At 65.5% G+C, this 3,492-nt stretch carries 5 protein-coding genes; 1 reads left to right on the top strand and 4 read right to left on the bottom strand.

From position 1 onward, the window contains the following. Nucleotides 1-291 precede the first annotated feature (291 nt). Nucleotides 292-696 carry a DUF3597 domain-containing protein gene (locus tag VN047_RS08955; protein WP_325541872.1) on the bottom strand — a complete coding sequence of 135 codons (405 nt, stop codon included), beginning with the start codon at nucleotides 694-696 and terminating at the stop codon, nucleotides 292-294. A gap of 173 nt (nucleotides 697-869) precedes the next feature. Between VN047_RS08955 and VN047_RS08950 the strand changes: the two genes are divergently transcribed. Then, complete coding sequence (locus VN047_RS08950; RefSeq protein ID WP_325541871.1) at nucleotides 870-1,451, top strand: DUF937 domain-containing protein; 582 nt, start codon at nucleotides 870-872, stop codon at nucleotides 1,449-1,451. Between the two features lie 33 nt (nucleotides 1,452-1,484). Here VN047_RS08950 and VN047_RS08945 read toward each other — a convergent pair whose 3' ends face one another. From VN047_RS08945 to rplU, 3 genes are all read right to left on the bottom strand, one after another. Beyond that, entirely contained in the window at nucleotides 1,485-2,081 is a 597-nt protein-coding gene (locus VN047_RS08945) for a GNAT family N-acetyltransferase (protein WP_325541869.1), read from the bottom strand. 240 nt (nucleotides 2,082-2,321) lie between these two features. Continuing rightward, nucleotides 2,322-2,591: a 50S ribosomal protein L27 gene (rpmA, locus tag VN047_RS08940; protein ID WP_062185156.1), complete on the bottom strand. Its 270-nt coding sequence runs from the start codon at nucleotides 2,589-2,591 to the stop codon at nucleotides 2,322-2,324. Between the two features lie 48 nt (nucleotides 2,592-2,639). Next, on the bottom strand, nucleotides 2,640-3,140 hold the full coding sequence (gene rplU / locus VN047_RS08935; RefSeq protein WP_325541866.1) for a 50S ribosomal protein L21: 501 nt from the start codon (nucleotides 3,138-3,140) through the stop codon (nucleotides 2,640-2,642). Between the last annotated feature and the right edge of the window lie 352 nt (nucleotides 3,141-3,492).

Here is a 3,492-nt window from a genome sequence, read left to right as displayed (position 1 = left end):
CAGCGCGAGCAGATTGTCGGCGACCGAATCGAGTAGTTTCTGTGCGTCGGTCTTTGGCGGGGACTGCAAGGCCGATGCGGGACCGGCGAGGGCGAGCCCCGCGGTGCCCGCGCCGAGTGTGGCGAGCGTGCGGCGGCGGCTGACGGGGATGAAAAGCGGATTGTGCACTGCGGGCTCCCTGCGACTTCGTTTCTTGTGAAACCTGTCTAGGGAGTGCCGCACGCCGGTCAACGAAAAGGGGACGGGAAAGCCGATGCTTGCCCGCCCCCGTCGAAAATTATCGTGCGTTGGTCAGTCGGTGAGGTCGGCGGGAACCTTGCCGCCGTTCGCGGCGAGTTCGCGCATCACCGCCTTGTGCAGCCAGATGTTCATTTCGGCGCTGCCGTCGAGCGCGCCGGTATAGCCAAGCTCCTGCGCCAGCTCCTTGCGGTTGGCGAGGCTCGAATCGATGCCGAGCAGTTTCATCAGGTCGACGATCGAGGTGCGCCAGTTGAGATCCTGTCCCGATTTCGCGGCTTCGGCGCTCAGGATCGCTTCGACATCGACTTCGCCGATCGGTGCCGGAGCCGCTGCGGCCGCGGCCATGGCGCTTGTCGCGGCGTCGAGCGCGGTGCCCACGGGACTCGGCGCTGCAGGTTCTGCGGCGGCCGCCTTCTTGCCGAAAATCGCGTCCTTGATGCTGCTGAAAATGCCCATGATTTTACTCCCACTGTGGTGCGGCCCATCCCGAAGGGGGCGAGTCGGACTATCGCAGGCTAGACTATGCATTTGAAAATGACAGTCAAAAGACCGACTCGCCCTTCGTCCACGCACTGCTATACTGCCGTCGATCGGCGCGGTTCGGTCCGCGGTCGAGAGGGAGACGGCTCATGAATCTTACCGACATTCTGGCGCAGGCCGGCGGCATCGAATCAATGGCGAACCAGCTGGGCATTCCGCCGGCGATGGCGAAGCAGGGCGCCGACGCGCTCCTCCCCGCGATTCTCGGAGGCTTCAAGAAACAGGCGCAATCGGGCGGCGGGGTCGAGGGTCTCGGTGGCCTTCTCGGCCAGCTCGGCGGCGGCGGCCTGCTCGACTCGGTCCTCGGCTCGCAGCCGACCGAGGTCAGCCAGGGCAATGACGTGCTGGGTCAGATCTTCGGATCGAAGGACGTCAGCCGGACCGTCGCGGGTCAGGCCGCGGCGCAGACCGGAATCGATTCGGGCATCCTCAGGCAGATGCTGCCGATGCTCGCGATGATGGCGGCCGGCTATATGGCGAAGCAGGGCGGTCAGACGGGCGAGGGCGGCGGCCTCGGCGGCATCCTCGGCAATGTGCTCGGCGGCGCGATGGGCGGCGGGGCGGCCCCGTCGGCAGGCGGGCTTGGCGGCCTCGGCAAGATGCTCGACATGGACGGCGACGGCAATCCGCTCGACGACATCATGGGCATGGTCAACAAGATGCGTGGATAGTGGCGTCCCCTCCCGCATGCGGGAGGGGAGCATTCACGCCGCCATCAGGCGCAATTCCTCACGGAAATCCTCGTCCACCCCGATGCGGCCTCGCATCGGGGTGACGGCGCTGTCCGCATCGGCGTCGCCTTCTTCGAACAGCGCGCACGCCGCCTCGCCACCGCGCGCGAGGCTGTAGCGCTGCGCGACCTTTCCGGTCGGGCGGAAGCCCAGCTTGCGCAGCACCGCGCCCGATGCCGGATTGTCGAGGAAGTGCCCCGCCGACAGCTTCGGCAGGTTCATCGCACGTGCGATATGGACGAGCTGACGCCCGGCCTCGGTCGCGAAGCCGAGGCCCCAATAAGGCCGCGCAATCCAGTAACCCATTTCGAGGCCATCCTCGGGGCCGGGCGAAATTCCGCAGCCGCCGACGAGCCGCGGCGCGCCGCCGGTCCGGGCGAAGATCAGGAAACGGGGCTGGTCGGGGTCGAGCGGCTTGCTCAGAAATTCCTGCGCCTGTTCCTCGCCATAGGGCCAGGGGGCGGTCGCAAGGTTGCGGACCACCGCCTCTTCGCCGATTGCACGAGCCAGCGCGGGGGCATCTTCCAGCCAGCCGGGCCGCAGCAACAGTCTTTCGGTACGCGCGAACATGTCTTCTAACTCCCAATGTCTGTCGCCCTGGCGCCAGATGGTGACGCTTTGACGACATTCGATATGGAGGGAGACGGACGGCCCGATTTTCGCGCCCGTTCGTCACAAGTGACGGATTACGGGCAAGAAAAAAGGGAGACAAGGGGGTGACCCGTCTCCCTCTTTTCGAACTTTGTTCCCGCTGGTGCGGAAAGGACCGTTCCGGGTCATCCCTTGGTGGACGACCCTGGAAGATCGTCCTTATTCGGCGGCTTCCGCCATGGCGTCGACCGACACATATTTGCGGCCAAGCTTGCCATCGTGGAATCGGACCTGGCCGTCGGCGGTTGCGAACAGCGTGTGGTCCTTGCCCATGCCAACGTTGACGCCCGGGTAAACCCGGGTGCCGCGCTGGCGCACGATAATATTGCCGCCGATCACTTCCTGACCGCCGAACTTCTTCACGCCAAGGCGGCGGCCGGCTGAGTCGCGACCGTTGCGCGAAGAACCGCCTGCTTTCTTATGTGCCATGACTGATGCTCCTTAGTTCGTTCGAGGGGCCGAGCCGCGTTACCGCGCTCAGGCTTCCTTCTTGGGGGCTGCCTTCTTGGCAGCGGGCTTCTTTGCGGGCGCTTCGGCGGCTTCGGCCTTCGGAGCAGCGGCCTTCTTCGGTGCAGCTTCCTTCTTGGCTGCTTCCGGGGCGGGCGTGGCGGCCTTGGCTTCGGCAGCCGGAGCGGCCTCTGCCTTCGGAGCGGCTTCCTTCTTCGGCGCGGCCTTCTTGGCATCGCCGACAGCAAGGATGCGCAGCAGCGTCAGCGACTGGCGGTGACCGTTACGGCGACGATAATTGTGCCGGCGGCGCTTCTTGAAGACGATGACCTTTTCGCCGCGGGTCTGGGCGATGATCTCGGCCGAAACGGTCAGACCCTTCGCATCCTTCACCTCACCGCCGTCGCCGGCCAGCAGGACGTCGCCCAGCGACACGGTGTCACCGGCTTCACCCTCGATCTTCTCGACGGCGATCTTGTCTCCGGCGGCAACGCGATACTGCTTTCCGCCCGTGCGCACGATTGCGAACATGGTCTTCCATCCAATCAGAAACTAGAACACCCGCGCTGCCAGTCACCCGCCGAAGCAGGCGATTTTTCCGGCATGCGGGAAAGTCAGCGCCACTAGCGAGCCGGGGCTTTGCTGTCAACCGCATATTTCCGCGCTTTTTATCCAAAAGCGCAGCGCGGCGTCGAATATCGTCCTTGCCGCCGATTCGGCACTTGCTGCACCGCCGACGCGACCATATCAGGGGCGACGATGACGCGCGCCTTCCTTTTTGCCTCGCTGGCCCTGTCGCTGCCGCTGTCGGGCTGCGCTGCGGCGCAGGGCGACGCGGGACCCTCGCTCGCGAAGCGCGCGGTCGAGGGGCGATTCGACGTCG

Origin of the sequence: Sphingopyxis sp. (assembly GCF_035565275.1) — a bacterium.
In the GTDB taxonomy this organism is placed as follows: Bacteria; Pseudomonadota; Alphaproteobacteria; order Sphingomonadales; family Sphingomonadaceae; genus Sphingopyxis.
Note: the sequence above shows the minus strand (reverse complement) of the source record. Positions and strands in the feature narration are given on the sequence as shown.